We start from the raw sequence: 16,218 nt of genomic DNA on the forward strand, positions 1-16,218 counted from the left end.
GTGTGTGAAACACAGCAAGCGAGATGCCACGCGACGTGGTGCATGTTCCAGACAACGAACCCGCTAGACATCGACGAATTCCATGGGAGCAACGAAAGGCGAGCCGATAAAGGGCCGGTGGTCCGATGTGCCAGGATGGCACGCAACGCTAGAACGACACACACGCGAAGCGAAGCCGAGGTTTCAAGTGAAAGCGGTGCCGGACGGTTCACTATCGAGCTTGGATTGGGTCTTGGTCAGGCCGTAGCGGTCGAGCAGTCGGTATAGCGTTCGCCGGCTGATGCCCAACAGTCGCGCCGCCTGCTCCTTGTTGCCGCGGGTGGTTTCGAGCGTGGACAGGAGGTGTTCACGGCGCAGCGCGTTCAGCGTGCCGGGCAAGCCGTCCGTCTGTTCCCCCGTGCCGTTGACTTTCCGGAGAATGTCCGGCGGCAAGTCTTCGACCGACAGGACCGAGTGGGTCGCCAGAGCCACCGCCCGCTCGATCACGTGCTCGAGCTCGCGCACGTTGCCGGGCCAGGGATACTTGACCAACGCCTGCATCGCGTCTGTGGAGAGCGAGATGCCGGCCATCCTCTCTTCTGCGCCGTGGCGGGCGAGAAAGAATTCCGCGAGCAAGGGAATGTCTTCCGGTCTCTCCCGGAGTGGCGGTAGGACAATCGTCACCGTGTTGAGGCGGTACAACAAGTCCTCGCGGAACCGTCCTGCGGACGCCAGTTGCTGAAGATTGCGCCGGGAGGCGGCGATGACGCGAAGATCGACGGAGATCGCCTCGTTGCTGCCCACACGCCTGATCTCCCCTTCCTGCAGCACCCGCAACAATTTCGCTTGGCCCGCGGGAGAGAGGTCCCCGATCTCATCCAGAAAGAACGTGCCGCCGTCGGTCTCCTCCAATAAGCCGCGCCGAAACGCGTGAGCGCCGGTGAACGAGCCTTTGACGTGACCGAACAGCTCGCTTTCGAGGAGGGAGTCCGGGATCGCGCTGCAGTTGACGGCGACGAACGGGCGTGCGGCTCTGTCGCTGTGATCGTGGATCGCGCGGGCGATGAGTTCCTTCCCGGTGCCGCTCTCGCCCTGGATCAGCACGGCCGTCCTGCTGCGCGCCACCTTGCCGACCAGTTTGAACACTTCCACCATCTTTCGACTCCGGCCGATGATGGATGTTGCATGAGGTCGCTCGGTGAACACGCGCTGGAGCCGGCGATGCTCCCGCACCAGGCGACAATGGTCCACTGCCCGCCGCGCGACCAGCACCAACTCATCCAGGTTCACTGGCTTCGTAATGTAATCAAACGCCCCTGACTTCATGGTTTGGATGGCGGTTTCCACCGATCCGAACGCCGTCAGCAGCACGACGGGCGTCTCCGGCGAGGTCCGGCGGAAGGTATTCAGCACATCCATCCCCGTCACCGGCGCCATCTTAATGTCGCTGATCACCGCGTCGTAATCGTGGACGCCGCAGCGTTCGATCGCCTGGCGGCCGCCGTCGGCCAAATCCGTTTGAAAACCGGCGCCGCGGAGCGCCTCTCCCAGCATCTCCAGATTGCGCCGGTCGTCGTCGACGACGAGAATCCAACCATCGCCGCCCATTCAGTTCTCCCGAACGGTAGATGTTTTCAAAACAGGGAGATCGACGACGACGGTCGTCCCCTGCCCGACCCCGCTCCGCACTATCAGCCTTCCGCCGAGGGAGGAGATGACCCGCTGGCAGATGGCGAGCCCGAGCCCTGTCCCGCCCTCGCTCTGGCGCGTCGTGAAGAAGGGTTCGAAGATGCGCGCGAGATGCTCGGGCGCAATACCCTGCCCGGTGTCGCCCACGGACAGACGCACCGCGTCATCAGCCAGATCCGGCCTGCCGGCGAGGATGACATGCCCCTCGATCGCGCCCCGAAACACACGCTCCGTGTAGATACGCAATTCACCACCCAGCGGCATGGCCTGCACGGCATTGGTGGCCAGATTGAACATCACACCGTGGAGGGCTCGTCGGTCTCCGGCGACTGGGGGGAGAACGGGGTCCAATTCGGCTTTCACCACGATCCGCCGCCCGGCCAGGCCTGGAGAGATCAAGGTGATGACCTCCTGAACGACCCGGTTCAGATCGACCGGAGCGGCCGTCACCTGCACGCGGGTGGAATCCAGGATGTGCTGAATGGTCGCGATCATGCGCGCGATCTCGCACCGGATGAAAGCGAGATGACGCTGCCGGGCAAGGGAGTCCGGCTCCTTCGCGAGCAATTGAAGATAACCGGAAATCGCATTGAGCGGATTGCCGAGTTCGTGCGCCACGACGGCGGACAGTTCGCCCAGCGCCGCCAGTTTTTCCGCCCGTTCCGTCTGCGCGCGCGCCTCGACCAGCGTCTGGTTGGCCCGCTGCAGCTCATCTTTCGCCTCAACGATCTTGGCCATCAGCGCGTCGTTGAAGCCCTGCACCTCAGCCAAAAGGTGCTCCTTCGCGGCGATGGCCTCACGAACCCGTTCCAGCATACGGTTGAACTGGTTTGCGACCTCCCGGAGATCGGATGGACCGGTCACCGGAGCGCGGATGGCCAACTCGCCGGCTTCGGCGCGCCGCATGGCGGTCAAAAGCTGGCGGATGGGGTCATGGACCTGCACGCGAATCAGGATCAGAAATGCCAGAGACGTGATCAGGACCGCTCCAACCCCAACATCTTTGGCCAGTTCGGTTTCTCGCCGGATGAGTTGGTCGTACTTCCCGATCGAGAACCGCCCGCGCAACGCTCCCACGACCTGCCCGTCCATCATGAGTGGTGCCGTAATCAGCCAAGCTCGGTCAAAAGGCGAGTTCACAAAGTGGGTGACCGTATGCCCGGCGAAGACGGCACGGTGCTCCTCGGGGTTGAGATGTTCCGGAACATTCTGGGGGTTGCTGCTGTAGATCAACGCGCTGGAGGCTGGCGAAACCTCGAACACGGAAAGCCGGAGAATCCCAGGCCGCAGCTCGAAGATTTCCTCAAAGGCTTGCTTGATGGCACCGACGTTATGCACGTCTCCCGACTTGCTCACGATGCGGTTGACGGATTCAGCGATCCGCAAGAATGCATCATGACGATCCTGAGCCGCAGATCGCTCGATCACGAACTGGTCCAGCAGGTTCAGCACGGCGACGGTGGCCACGACCACGAGGATACCGACGAGCAATACCCACCCGAGAACACCGTTCAACCGCAGCATTGCCATGAATCACCTTCCTGACCCGTCTCAACCGAGCACCGTCCTAATTTGACCACGGAGTGCCCAATGTTACGAAGGGTCAAGCTTGCGCTTCACCTTCATCAGCGCCCGGTCATAGACTCCTGCCCGACTTCTGCAGTTTTTCCGGGCAGTGGACCGGGATTGATGAGAATAGGAACATTCAAATTGTCCGGGAGTAGGACGAACTTTGCATTTTGGCTGTCGTACAGCTTGAACCGGAGATACTCGGGCGTGAGCGTTTTGGCGATCGTCTCTTGCGCCTTCGCCTGTCCGATCGCGCGGATTCGCAAGCCTTCCGCTTCTCCTTCAGCGCGAATCCGGATCGCATCGCCCTCTCCTTTCGCCCGCGTGCGGGCGATCTCGGCGTTTTTAGCGGCGATCGTCAGCTCGAACTCCTTTTGTTCTTTTTCCTGTTCCTTGGCCTGCTTTTGTTCGATGGCGTTCAGGACGAGTTGAGGGAAATCGACATCCGCCAGGGCAATGCTTTGAATCTCGAGGTGCCGCCCTTTCAGCTTCTCAGTCACCACCGCTTGTACCTTGCTGGCGATCTCAGCACTCCGTTCCGGGACGGTCACCATGTTGTATCCGGACACTACGCTTCGCACAGCGGCCAAAAACTCCGGCTTCACGATGCGGGTGTAGAAATCCGTTCCGACCTCATGGGCGAGAAAATAGACCTCTTCCGGAATAGGCCGAATGATGATCGCCGCCTTGATCAGGACCTGGAGGTCGTCGGCGCTCAGGGCATCGATGTGCTCCGTGTAGCTTTGCCATCGGATGTCGTACAGGTAAATGCTGTTCCAGGGTGCACGCCAGTAGAAGCCGTCCTTCAACGGCTCGGGTGAGAGCCCTTCGGAAAACGGGCGCCACATCAACCCTCGGTAGCCGGGCTGAACACTGGTCCCCGCACAGGCGCTCAACGACAGGATGGCCACAATGACAATCAGCGGCAGGGTATGTGTTGTAGGGTGAGACATGGCATCCTCCATAGACGTCAGGGAAAGGCAGGCGCAGCGACCCGGGATCAGCGTCCGTTGGCGGCCAGTTCAAGATGCATGTCGGCGAGGCGCTCCCGTTCTTGAGCCGCGTTCCGATAGAACTCAACCAACAGTTTCGTCCCGCCCACCCATTCCGAGTCCGGCCCGAACAGCCGTTCGTACACCGCCACCCGTTCAGCCAACTCATCGGCCTTGAGCCTCAGCAGAACAGCTTCGCGACTATAATAGCTCGCGATTTTCCATTGGTCTTGCGAGGGGTCAGGGGAAGACAGGTCGAGCGGCGCAGAGGTTCTTGCGCAGCCGAGCGCGACAAGCGACAGGAACAGAACGAAGACGCCGATGCGGTTACACGGGCATCCTTTGTTCATGCTCGCACCGCTCGCCGATCTCTGGCGAGCCGGAAGGGGCTGGGTCGGAAGGGTCACCGGACAGGAAAAGCACTTCATAGTCCCACTGGTGCGCTACCAGTTCGATCCGTTCCTGCTTCCGCAGCCGCATGAGAACGTCGAGAAGCATCTGCCAGGTGCAGTCGGGCAGCCTACACGCGATGTCCAAGAACATGAGTCTCCGGTGGCGATGCAGAAGAGCCAAAATCCGATCCGCAAGTCCGGTGCGAGGCACAGGTCCGTCACGTGCATTCATCATCGTGTGTTCCCCCGAAGGTGTCGGGGCCGGAGCCGTAATGTGCCGGAGGAATTCCTGAGAAAGCCGGCGTCGACAGTATTTCCTCCACGGCACCTGCTCAATTGCTCTGAAGTCCAGCCTCTAACTCATTCGATGATACGGCTTCAAATCCATACTGCAGGAGGAGTTTCTGTATGCGGGTGCTCATGATGAAAACGAGAAATTCCTGCGCGACAGGAAGAGCCGACTTCCGACAGGTCCAGACCACCGCTGCACCGAACCGGACCATTGTTTCGCCTGGAACTACCTCCATGAGGCGTAACTCGCCGCCGTTGAGGGCGTCCGCGCGGTAGACGATGCCCATGTCGGCCGCCCCGGTACGAACCAGATGCAAGATATCGCCTGTATGTTGGGCATAGCGAAGGTGGAGACGGCTCCTGTACGCCTGGTCGAGCTTGGCGAGCGCACGCGCCGTAATCTTTCCCAATGCGGAGGTCTTCGGGTCGGCGACGGCGATGCGGGTTGTTCCATTCGGCAGCACATCGTGAAAGGAGATCGGAGTTGCCGGCGAGGCCGCCGACATGACGAGGACGAGAGGGGCTTGCGCGTAGATCCGAGGTTCGCCGAGAGTCAGTCCTTTCTTGTGCAGGGTCTCGACTTCCTCAGCGGCCCCAGGAAGGAACACATCGATCGGTGCGCCCTGTTCAATTTGTCGGCGAAGCGCTGCCGACGGACCGTATACGACGTGTACCGTCGCGCCATATTCTTGCTCGAACATCGGGATGATTTTTTGGAACGCCGCCTTCAAGCTCGGAGCCGCCCCGACCGTCAGGGGTTCAGCTTGAATCGGCTCCCCCGCTGCGGCGGCGCCTGCTAGTCCTCCCATGAACGCTATTGTCATGCCGAATGTCCGCAATCCCACCATAAAGAGCGTGTTCCTCTTCCTAAGAGGGGCTTACCAGTGATACATGACTTGAATCGATTCTCGTTGCCGGAAATGCGAGCGATCAGAACGAGTGATTCTCAATCGAGAAGGAATACAGCAAGATCGATACCAAACAGGTATCCGTTCGATAGGCTGTCAAAAGCACTCCAACCGACGCATTTCTCGTGGATTCACCAGTGGGGTCGGGCCAGACGCCCAACCCACGCCTCCTCGGAATTGTGAAATTTCGCACAATGCGCTCTGAGCGCAAAGTCATAATTCGCGATCTTCGGCATCGCGCTTCGAGACGAACCAGACAGCGTTCTCAACGCAATTGTACGCGATAAGGTGCGCCTATCCTGCCCTTGCTTACCCCTGAATGACGACTGGCAAGTACTTTGCTCCGTCCCAATCCAATCGAATGATCCTCCTAGGCCGCGATCGAAGTGAGGCACGCGGGATCTGCAGAGAAAAAGACCGATCACTGCTTCTATCACCTGAGGAACGGGACACGATGCCGGGGACCGGCTTTATCACCGATGATCACCCCACCATCCGCGAGACGATCATCAAACGGGTGTCTCGGCGGCCGCACGTGGTCGTCGGCTTTGACTTCGTGAGGCGATGCTCACTGCGCTCGAACGCATAGTCCCTGATCTCATTCTCCTTTGACTTGGAGATGCCGGGACTGTCCCGCCTGGAGACATTGAAAGCGGTTCGTCATAAATCTCCCTGGTCGCCACATGGCTTATCCCGCCAGAGAAATATCTGAGGAAGGGATCGAAAGCGCGGAGACCAGCCAGGCGCTGAAGGAATTCATTTGGCGAGAGCGTCAATCCCGAGAAGACCGCGTCTCAATATGGTGGGTCAGCATCGAGATGGTCATGATCTTTCTCATTCTAGTCTTGCTCCTGATCCAAGTTGTATTTTCCGGGCCGAAAAACAGACATCCACCTGAAAGCGCTTGGTACCACCACGCTTTGCCCCTTTTCAACATTCGATCTGCCGCACTGCCGTTGAATCAATTCATTCTTCACCGTACTGAAGAAGCTTTCCGCCGCCGCCCTCAGCGTCAGCGTTTCAGCCTGAACGGACTCCCCTGTCACAACGTCGCCTGCGAGTCCGCTCACGGCAGCCATCGCCATGCTGAATTTGCGAATTCTCGCCGTGGTACTCCTCGCTCCTGTTCTATCCGCACTGGCGTCAAGAGATTGGTCCTGATCGAAGCAAAGATGCCCATCGGTCCTCCTTCTGACGAGTCCGATGGGCCGGAATGTCGGCGATCGAAATGGATCACGCAAGATCAATACCGATTGTCGTCTCCATTCGATTCGTGGAAGACACCCAGTCCAACCGCGGCATATCCAACGAGTTCAGTACCGCCTCAGGACCATCCGCATAGCCGCGCCAGGGTGGAATTGTGAGATGTCGCGCGATGCGCGCAGTGCGCAACTGCGCGCCCTCGATTCCCCAGACTTAACTAGCCAGATGAGTACCAGAGAGCGATGAGCGCAATTACGCCAAGAAATCGCGGGCATCCTGGTCCTCCCAACCCCGCACGTCGAATAAAGACGACGACCGGTAAATACTTTGCTACAGACTTGGCGTATGAACCAGATTGTCCTCATCGCCCTACGCAGACCGTACACCTTTGTCGTTATGTCGATCCTGATTGTGCTGTTTGGAGGCATGACAGTGCTCCACATGCCGACCGATGTCTTTCCGAACATTTCGATTCCCATCACCTCCATAGTCTGGGACTACGCCGGCTTGCTGCCGGCGCAGGTAGAAGGGCGGATTACCTATATGTTCGAGCGCGCCGTGACCGCGACGGTGGAAGGCATCAAGTACATGCACAGTCACTCCTACTACGGCTTCAGCATCACCAATATCTTTCTGCAGGACGGCGTGGACGTGGGCCGGGCCGAAGCGGATATCACGGCCATTGCCCAGCGGGTCGTCAAGTGGCTGCCGCCGGATATTTCGCCGCCCATGATCATGCGGCTGGCCCCCTCCGCGATTCCGGTGGCCATGCTCGAAGTGAGCGCGGACCACATGACTCCCGCGGAACTCTACAACCTCGCCTACATGCGCATCCGCCCTCTGCTGGTGACGGTGCCGGGGGCGATCCTGCCACACCCTTACGGAGGGCAGGACATGCAGGTGATGGTCAATCTCGATCAGCAGAAGTTGCTCGCCCGCCACCTCTCGCCGGCGGATGTCCACGACATCCTCATGCGGCAATACCGCGTGCTGCCGTCCGGCGACATTAAGATCAAACAGACCGACTGGATCGTTCAGACGAACGCCTCCCCGTTGCGGATCGAGGATTTCGAAAATATTCCGATCAAGCGGGACGGCAACAAGTTCATCTATCTGCGCGACGTCGCGACGGTACGTCTGATGGGCCGGGTGCAACAGAACGCGGTGCTGGTGAAGGGCAAGCAGATTGTCATCATCGTCGTGATGAAGAGCACGGAGGCCTCGACCCTGGCGGTGGTGGACGGGATCAAGAAGATGATTCCGCGCGCCGAGCAAGTCGTTCCGGAGGGAGTCAAGATCCGGCTCCTCGACGACGCCTCGACCTTCGTCAAAGACGCCATCTCGGACGTCGTGCACGAAATGCTGACCGCCGGGGTGCTGGTCGGGCTCATCGTGCTCTTGCTGCTCGGCTCCTGGAGGGCTACGGCCATCGTGTGGACCTCGATTCCGCTGTCCATCCTGACCGCCGTCATCGGCCTGCATTGGCTCGGAGAGACGATCAACGTCATGACCTTGGGTGGGCTGGCGCTGGCCGTCGGCATTCTGGTCGATGATGCGACCGTGATGATCGAGAATATCGACCGCCATCTCGACATGGGCAAGCCGCTGGAGACGGCGATCATCGACGCCGCCAATCAGATCGTCGTCCCGACGTTCGTCGCCACCCTGTGCATCGCGATTGCTTGGATCCCGCTTTTCGGGCTCACCGGCGCTTCCGGCTACCTGTTTAAGCCCATGGCGGAGGCGGTCATCATCGCGATGCTGGCTTCCTTCGTCCTGTCGCGCACGCTGGTGCCGACGATGGCGAAATACATGATGACGGGACACCACGACGGAGAATCGGCACATGCCGCCGGTGCATGAGCGCAATGGGGGCCGGATACACCTCCATCGCTGAATGTTGTCGTCCTTTTCGGAGGGGGGTGAGTGCTGTCCGATGGTCTTCCTGCGACGGCCCGAAAAACCGCAAGCTAAACCGTCATCTGTTCAGTAGCTGGTTAGGTTGAACGGGACACACTGCTGAGACGTCCTCTTGTGATTTAAGAATGATGGGCAGAGAAAGCCTATCCTCTGCGAAGCTCAGAGCAAATAACTTAGAAGGAGGCGCGGGCACCATGAAAATGCTGATCATCGTGGCTCGGGACTCCATGTTGGAGGAACTGGAGGCGCTGTTGCACGATACCGGCGTCAAAACGTATACCGTGCTGAGCAATGTCAAGGGTGAAGGTTTAACCGGGAAAGTATACGGGACGTTCCTCCAGCCCGATATCAATTGCATTATCTTTTCGGCTCTCCCATCTGATCAAGCCAACAGTGCGGTCAAAGCGCTTCAAGCGCATTACGCGGCACGTGTAAAGGCCGCACGTGGGCAGCCTATTCCGGTCAAAGTGTTTACTTTCCCTTGCGAGGAACACGTATGACGTTCCAGGTTAGGACCGCCCACTCTTCTCATGGCAGGAGTGTCTGATGAACATTCTGAGCGATCAATGTTGTTCCTCCTTGGGGCCAGAATCGCCATATACTGGCCGCTTGAATTCCCTCGCGTCATGGAATCTGCAACACGGGGCAAAAGTTGTGCCGGGCCGATGAACAGTTACCGACCAGCGTAAAAGCCTCGCGAGTTTTTCAGAGCAACAGGAGGACAAAGTAACGCAGGTGGGGATCACCGCAGATTCGAACCTAACGAGCACATTCGGAACCGTGTCAGCCCAATACCCACCATTTCTAAGGAGTCCTCTAGATTTCTTGCCAAGCTGGAATGGGCCAACGCCTCGAGCAAAGGCGTGCACTATCGCACGATGCGCGCAGTGCGTAGCTACACGGCTGCACGACATCATTTTGCGGACATGGCGATTCAAGTGTAAACCAAACAGTGCGGTTGGCGGTATTGTGACAGGAAATTGCGGACATCCTGGGATTTCGCTCCTCAGCCGTCGAATGAATCCGATACGCGGTAAGTACTTTGCTAACAGCTTTTACCGATGGGCCAGATCGTTCTCATCGCTCTGCGCAGACCGTACACCTTCGTCGTACTGGCCATCCTCATCATTGCGTCGGGGACGATGACAGTGCTCCACATGCCGACCGATGTCTTTCCAAATATCACGATTCCCATCACCTCCGTCGTGTGGGACTACGCCGGCCTGCTGCCGGCGCAGGTAGAAGGGCGGATTACCTATATGTTCGAGCGCGCCGTGACCGCGACGGTGGAAGGCATCAAGTACATGCACAGTCACTCCTACTACGGCTTCAGCATCACCAATATCTTTCTGCAGGACGGCGTGGACGTGGGCCGGGCCGAAGCGGATATCACGGCCATTGCCCAGCGGGTCGTCAAGTGGCTGCCGCCGGATATTTCGCCGCCCATGATCATGCGGCTGGCCCCCTCCGCGATTCCGGTGGCCATGCTCGAAGTGAGCGCGGACCACATGACTCCCGCGGAACTCTACAACCTCGCCTACATGCGCATCCGCCCTCTGCTGGTGACGGTGCCGGGGGCGATCCTGCCACACCCTTACGGAGGGCAGGACATGCAGGTGATGGTCAATCTCGATCAGCAGAAGTTGCTCGCCCGCCACCTCTCGCCGGCGGATGTCCACGACATCCTCATGCGGCAATACCGCGTGCTGCCGTCCGGCGACATTAAGATCAAACAGACCGACTGGATCGTTCAGACGAACGCCTCCCCGTTGCGGATCGAGGATTTCGAAAATATTCCGATCAAGCGGGACGGCAACAAGTTCATCTATCTGCGCGACGTCGCGACGGTACGTCTGATGGGCCGGGTGCAACAGAACGCGGTGCTGGTGAAGGGCAAGCAGATTGTCATCATCGTCGTGATGAAGAGCACGGAGGCCTCGACCCTGGCGGTGGTGGAGGGGATCAAGAAGATGATTCCGCGCGCCGAGCAAGTCGTTCCGGAGGGAGTCAAGATCCGGCTCCTCGACGACGCCTCGACCTTCGTCAAGGATTCGATTCAGGACGTAGTCCATGAAATGCTGACCGCCGGGGCGCTGGTCGGGCTCATCGTGCTTTTGCTGCTCGCCTCCTGGAGGGCCACGGCCATCGTGTGGACCTCGATTCCGCTGTCCATCCTGACCGCGCTCATCGGCCTGCATTGGCTCGGAGAGTCGATCAACGTCATGACCTTGGGCGGGCTGGCGCTGGCCGTCGGCATTCTGGTCGATAACGCGATCGTGATGATCGAGAATATCGACCGCCATCTCGACATGGGCAAGCCGCTGGAGACGGCGATCATCGACGCCGCCAATCAGATCGTCGTCCCGACGTTCGTCGCCACCTTGTGCATCGCCATCGCCTGGTTCCCGCTTTTTGGGCTCACCGGCGTCTCCGCCTACCTATTCAAGCCCATGGCGGAAGCGGTCATCATCGCGATGCTGGCTTCCTTCGTTCTGTCGTTCACATTGGTGCCGACGATGGCGAAATACATGATGACGGGACACCGTGACCCAGACGTCGCGGCCGTTCAAGGCCATGGTGGAAGCGGTCATCATAAGGATGTCGGCCTTGGTCATCCTGTCGTTCACGCCGGCGCCGACCGTGGCCAAGCACATGTTGAAGAGTCACCGTAATGCAGACGCCTGAGCACAAGACGCAGCGCGGCGGGGAGCCATCGCGGAACGTCTTCGTTCGCTTTCAGAAGGGGTTCGAGGGCCGCTTCAATCGGTTTCGCGAGAGCTACGGCATGCTGCTCGAACAGGTGATCGCCCGCCGCCGCGCCTTCATCAAGATCTCGCTGGCGATCGCGGTCGCCTCGATGAGCCTGTATTTCTTTCTCGGGCGCGAGTACTTCCCCGAGATCAGGTCGGGGACCATTCAAATGCACATGCGGGCGCCGCTCGGGACGCGCATCGAAGTCTCGGGCCGCCTGGCCACGCTGGTCTCGAAGAGCATCGAGGAACTGCTGCCGGGCCAGGTCCGCAACATCGTCAGCAATTGCGGCTTGCCGGTCGGACCGCACAATCTCGCCTTCATCCCGACGCCGACGGTCGGCCCGCAGGATTGTGACCTGACGATCATCTTAAACAATGAAAAGTCGCCGGTGTGGGAATATCGGCGCGTTCTTCGCAAGGGCTTGAAGGAGCGCTATCCGGGCACCGACTTCACGTTCCAGCCGTCCGATCTGACCGCGAAGATTCTCAACTTCGGCGCGCCTGCGCCGATCGATGTGCAGATCAACGGCCCGGATATCTATCCCAACTACGAGTTCGCTCGCAAACTGGCGGGCAAGTTTCGCGAGATTCCCGGCGCTGCGGATGTGGTGATCCAGCAGACGATGCGGACGCCGACCCTCATGGTCGAAGGCGACCGCACGTTCGGACTCGGGGTCAACAAGACGCTGAGCGACATGGCCGACAGTATGCTCATGACGACCGCGGGCAGCCAACAGGTCGACCAGATCTATTGGCTCGATCCCAAGACCGGCATGTCCTACCTCATCAATGTGTATACGCCGCAGCCGCAGGTCAACAGCATCAATAGTCTCAAGACCATTCCGGTCAAGTCCTCGGACAACCCTTCGAACAATTCGGACAATGCTTCGAACAAGGATGATGTACAGCTCCTCGGCAATTTAGCCAAGCTGTCGGTCGAAGGAACTCCGGGTGTGGTCACGCACGGGAACATCATGCCGCTCTTCGATATTTATGTCTCCGCCGAAGGGCGTGACCTTGGCGGGGTGCTGGCGGATGTCCAGAAGATCGCCAAGAGCATGGAGCACGAAATGCCCCGGGGCGCCTCGCTCGACATTCACGGCCAGGCCTCGCTGATGCACGAGGCCTATGCCGAGCTGATCTTCGGACTGCTCGCCGCGATCGTGCTGATCTATCTGTTGATCGTCGTCAACTTCCAATCCTGGCTTGATCCCTTCATCATTATTACGGCCTTGCCGGGTGCGCTGGCGGGTATCGCCTGGTCGTTGTTTTTCACCCAGACTCGACTGTCGGAGCCGGCCCTGACGGGGGCGATCATGACGATGGGCACGGCGACCGCCAATTCGATCCTGGTCGTGTCCTATGCGCGAGAGCGGCTCAAAGAGCACGGTGACGCCCTGCGCGCAGCGATCGAAGCCGGAAAGACCCGCTTCCGTCCGGTCATCATGACGGCCTCGGCCATGATCATCGGGATGGTTCCTATGGCGACGGGCTATTCCCAAAATGCGCCGTTGGGTCGCGCCGTCATCGGCGGCTTGCTCGTCGCCACCGTCTTCACCTTGTTTTTCGTGCCCTGCGTCTACGCCATCTTTTACGAGAGGCGGACGGCCGACCTTGAGGGAAAGGTGTAGCATGAACGGTCTCCGTGGAAGAAGTCTGACGATTGCTGCGCTCGCCCTGTTCGTGCTCTACCTCGGCTACCGGATCTATGAAAGCCGACTGGACGCCGCTTCGCTTAGCGAACAAACGCTGACGAACGCCGTGCCCACCGTGGCCGTCGTCTCTCCCAGGCCGGTGCCGGCGACCGAGACCATTATGCTTCCCGGCAATATCGTGGGATGGTACGAGGCGCCGATCTACGCGCGCGTCACAGGCTATGTGAAGATGTGGTACAAGGATTACGGAGACGTGGTGCATAAAGGCGATGTCCTCGCCGAAATCAACGCGCCGGATCTGGACGCCGAATATAGGCAGGCCAAGGCGGACCTGGAAACGGAACGCGCGAAGTATGCGCTGGCCGTGGTGACGACGCAACGCTATCAGGCGATGCGCCGCACACACGCGGTTGCGGAGCAAGCCATTACGGTCCAGGAGCAAAACTTAAAAGCGCAGGCCGCGACGCTGAAGGCCGCAGAGCAGAAGGTCAGGAACATCGAGGCGTTCATTCAGTTCAAAACGATCGTCGCGCCCTTTGACGGCGTAGTGACCCAACGCAACATCAACGTCGGCGACCTGGTCAGCAAGGAAGGCGCACTCAGCACGCCCAATGCCAAAAGCAATCTCTTTACAGTCGCCGACATCAGTATGATGCGGCTCTTTGTCAACGTGCCGGAGCAGTTCGGGCCCTTCCTTCAGCCGGGACTGACAGCCGACGTGACCGTGCCGCAATTACCGAATCGTCGATTCACCGCCAAATTTCTGACGGTCGCCCGCGGGTTCGACGTCAGTACGCGCACGGCGGTGACTGTCTTTACGATCGACAACGAGGATCGCTCGCTCTGGCCGGGCTCCTACGCCGAGGTCACGCTCACTGCGCCGGTCGCGCGGCGAGCCTTCACGATTCCCTCCACCGCCTTAGTGTTCCAGGAGCACGGCACGCAAGTGGCCGTGGTGACGGACGCAGACCGCGTGCACTTCAAACCCATTACCGTGAGCAAACTTATGGACAATGCCATCGAAGTGGCGGACGGAGTTTCCGAGAGCGACCGCGTGATCAACAATCCCAGTGCTGCCCTACTCGAAGGCGATTCGGTTCGCATCGTCACGCCAGCGCCGGGCTATGATCTTGTCAACGGTACGGAGCCGGCCCAAGCATCCCAGGCACCAGGGGCACCGCAGCCGGAACAGGCGCCGCGATTGTCTCCGCAGAACCGGCTATGATGATCATGGAGCGCGTTCCAGTTCAACAGGTGTGGACAGGAGTTCGCCGCCATGCGCCCCGCTGCGTCGCTCTGCTCGCGCTGACCCTGTCCGGCTGCGGTGACTGGTTGCCGCACGTCGATCTGGCGCCTCCCTATCAACCGCCTCAGTACGTCGTCCCCGTCTCATGGCGCGGAGCAAGCCCCTTCGTCGAGGCGAAGCCGTCGGACGACGAATTGCGGCCGGATTGGTGGAAGCTGTACGGCGATTCGGTCCTGGACACGCTCATTGAAGAAGGAATGGCAGCCAATGCGGACCTGCAAGCCGCCGCCGAGCGGTTCGTGCAGGCCCGCGACGTCATGATGAAGGTCCGCTCGCAGCGGATTCCGCAGATCGGCATCGGAGGGAGCGCTTCGAACAACCGTCTATCCGACAATGCGCTGTTTCGACCGCCCAATATCGATAGCACGCAATCGAGCATGGTCGTAGAAGGCCTGGCGTCCTGGGAGCCCGACTTCTGGTCGGCGATCCGCAATGCGACGCGCGTCGAGACCTACCGCGCCCAAGAGCGGGCCGCCGACTATGGGCTAGCACGCCTCAGCCTGCAGGCGGAAATCGCCGCGGACTACTTTACGCTGCGCGGCTACGACGCGCAGGTTGCAATCTACACCCAATCGGTTGCCCTTTACAAAAAGACGCTCGAACTCGTCAAGACCCAGTTCGCCGGCGCTCTTGCCTCGTCGCTCGACGTCGCCCGCGTCGAATCCCTGCTGTACAGCACCGAGACGAAATTAGCCCAAGTGCAGGGTCAACGGCAGGTGACCGAACAGGCGATCGCCATCCTGGTGAACAGAGCCCCGGCCAGTTTCACGATCGCGCCGGTCGATGATCTGCGCGTCGCACAGTTCACGATTCCGCGGACCATGCCCTCCACCCTGCTGGAGCGGCGCCCCGACATCGCCGCGATGGAGCGCCGGATGGCGCAGGCCAACCGCGCCATCGGCATCGCTCGAGCCGCCTTTTTCCCTAACGTGTGGTTCCGGGCTGATGGGGGCTTCGAGGACACCGGAATCAACCTCTTCACGCTCGCCAACAGCCTTTGGTCCTATGGTTCCAGGGTCGCGCTGCCGATCTTTCAGGGCGGGTATCGCCGCGCGCAATTGCAGCAGGCATGGTCGGCCTACCGAGAGACAGAAGATCTCTACCGTTCGACCGTGCTGAACGCTTTTCGGGAGGTCGAGAACGCCTTGAGCCTGACGAACCGGCTGACCGCCGCAGCCGAGCGGCAGGACGCCGCTGTCCGAGCCTTCGTCAAGACGCAGGACCTGACCTCCGAGCTCTATCAGGGCGGGCTGGCATCCAGCCTGGAGCTCATTTATGCGCAGGTCCAAACGCTCCTGGCGCGCATCGACGCGGTGCAGCTCAAGGCCGACCTGCTGAGAGCCTCGGTGGCCCTCATCCGCGCGCTCGGCGGCGGTTGGAACCGCGGCCAATTACCGGCCGACGGGGAGATTCAGCCCTTCGATACTTTGCAATATGTCAATCTGGACAAACCGCCGCGCGCCGGCGGAATCGACGTCAACGCGCCGAATAACTGGGTGAACAATGATCTGACCACGCCCTCCGTTCCTTGACTGTCGTTCACAAACTTGTATCTTGGTGC

11 protein-coding genes and 1 pseudogene are annotated in these 16,218 nt (G+C 59.9%); 5 read left to right on the top strand and 7 right to left on the bottom strand.

Going from position 1 to position 16,218, the window contains the following annotated elements:
* Positions 1 to 183: 183 nt before the first annotated feature.
* The 7 genes from AB1555_06010 to AB1555_06040 all read right to left on the bottom strand — a co-directional run bounded on the left by AB1555_06010 (position 184) and on the right by AB1555_06040 (position 6,905).
* Positions 184 to 1,587, bottom strand: a complete 1,404-nt coding sequence (locus AB1555_06010; GenBank protein ID MEW6246252.1) for a sigma-54 dependent transcriptional regulator — start codon at positions 1,585 to 1,587, stop codon at positions 184 to 186.
* The gene (locus AB1555_06015) at positions 1,588 to 3,198 is read right to left on the bottom strand and encodes an ATP-binding protein (GenBank protein ID MEW6246253.1); all 1,611 of its coding nucleotides are present in this window, start codon (positions 3,196 to 3,198) and stop codon (positions 1,588 to 1,590) included.
* Between the two features lie 95 nt (positions 3,199 to 3,293).
* A complete protein-coding gene (locus AB1555_06020) occupies positions 3,294 to 4,190 on the bottom strand; it encodes a prohibitin family protein (protein ID MEW6246254.1) in 897 nt (298 codons plus the stop codon).
* Positions 4,191 to 4,237: 47 nt separating this feature from the next.
* Positions 4,238 to 4,579 (bottom strand): hypothetical protein, encoded by a 342-nt coding sequence (locus tag AB1555_06025; protein ID MEW6246255.1) that lies wholly within the window; start codon positions 4,577 to 4,579, stop codon positions 4,238 to 4,240.
* Entirely contained in the window at positions 4,557 to 4,772 is a 216-nt protein-coding gene (locus AB1555_06030) for a hypothetical protein (GenBank protein MEW6246256.1), read from the bottom strand. Before AB1555_06030 ends, AB1555_06025 begins: the two co-directional genes overlap by 23 nt.
* Before the next feature lie 181 nt (positions 4,773 to 4,953).
* The gene (gene modA / locus AB1555_06035; GenBank protein MEW6246257.1) at positions 4,954 to 5,736 is read right to left on the bottom strand and encodes a molybdate ABC transporter substrate-binding protein; all 783 of its coding nucleotides are present in this window, start codon (positions 5,734 to 5,736) and stop codon (positions 4,954 to 4,956) included.
* A 923-nt stretch (positions 5,737 to 6,659) separates the two neighbouring features.
* The gene (locus AB1555_06040; protein ID MEW6246258.1) at positions 6,660 to 6,905 is read right to left on the bottom strand and encodes a hypothetical protein; all 246 of its coding nucleotides are present in this window, start codon (positions 6,903 to 6,905) and stop codon (positions 6,660 to 6,662) included.
* A gap of 463 nt (positions 6,906 to 7,368) precedes the next feature.
* Here AB1555_06040 and AB1555_06045 point away from each other — a divergent pair, with 463 nt between their 5' ends.
* The 5 genes and pseudogenes from AB1555_06045 (at position 7,369) to AB1555_06065 (ending at position 16,189) form a co-directional block, all read left to right on the top strand.
* Entirely contained in the window at positions 7,369 to 8,886 is a 1,518-nt protein-coding gene (locus tag AB1555_06045) for an efflux RND transporter permease subunit (GenBank protein ID MEW6246259.1), read from the top strand.
* 251 nt (positions 8,887 to 9,137) lie between these two features.
* Positions 9,138 to 9,443 carry a hypothetical protein gene (locus AB1555_06050; protein ID MEW6246260.1) on the top strand — a complete coding sequence of 102 codons (306 nt, stop codon included), beginning with the start codon at positions 9,138 to 9,140 and terminating at the stop codon, positions 9,441 to 9,443.
* Between the two features lie 561 nt (positions 9,444 to 10,004).
* Positions 10,005 to 13,327, top strand: a pseudogene (locus AB1555_06055) (efflux RND transporter permease subunit).
* 1 nt (position 13,328) lies between these two features.
* Positions 13,329 to 14,576: an efflux RND transporter periplasmic adaptor subunit gene (locus AB1555_06060; GenBank protein MEW6246261.1), complete on the top strand. Its 1,248-nt coding sequence runs from the start codon at positions 13,329 to 13,331 to the stop codon at positions 14,574 to 14,576.
* Positions 14,577 to 14,581: 5 nt separating this feature from the next.
* Positions 14,582 to 16,189, top strand: a complete 1,608-nt coding sequence (locus AB1555_06065) for an efflux transporter outer membrane subunit (GenBank protein MEW6246262.1) — start codon at positions 14,582 to 14,584, stop codon at positions 16,187 to 16,189.
* Positions 16,190 to 16,218: the final 29 nt, after the last annotated feature.

The organism is Nitrospirota bacterium, assembly GCA_040755395.1.
Lineage (GTDB): Bacteria > Nitrospirota > Nitrospiria > Nitrospirales > Nitrospiraceae > DATLZU01.